The organism is Salmonella sp. SAL4457, assembly GCF_046548235.1.
GTDB classification, from domain to species: domain Bacteria; phylum Pseudomonadota; class Gammaproteobacteria; order Enterobacterales; family Enterobacteriaceae; genus Salmonella; species Salmonella enterica.
The window spans coordinates 1-384 of the sequence record NZ_JBGDZO010000112.1 but is presented as its reverse complement, the minus strand read 5'-3'; the positions used below and the strand labels follow the sequence as shown (position 1 = coordinate 384).

Here is a 384-nt window from a genome sequence, read left to right as displayed (position 1 = left end):
GTCCTGGATCACGTATTTCAGCCCGGTGCGCTCGAACTTGAAGTCCATCCCGTGGCGTTCGATCAGTTCTCGGTGCAGTTCCGGGTACAGCGCGTTGGATTGCAGGGCGAGGTCGAAGAACGCCGGCGGCAGGATGTGCGGCGTGCTCGCGTCCACCGCCACCGCCGCGCCCTGGGCCTCGCGCCGGTTGCGGGAGGACATCATGCGGAAGAAGATCACCCCGCAGCCCAGTCCCACCGATTCGCCGATGGCCCAGAGGCCGCCGGCCGAGGCGCGGGTGGCGTTGCCCGGTCGCTTGTCGTCGACCACGGCGATGCGCAGGTTGCCGCGCCTGGACAGTTGGTAGGCGCAGGACGCGCCGATCACGCCGCCGCCGGCAATCAC

At 69.0% G+C, this 384-nt stretch carries 1 pseudogene; it reads right to left on the bottom strand.

Features of this window, described 5'->3' with window-relative positions:
• Positions 1 to 384: pseudogene (gene hcnC / locus ACLJNW_RS23475) on the bottom strand (cyanide-forming glycine dehydrogenase subunit HcnC); the annotation flags it as partial.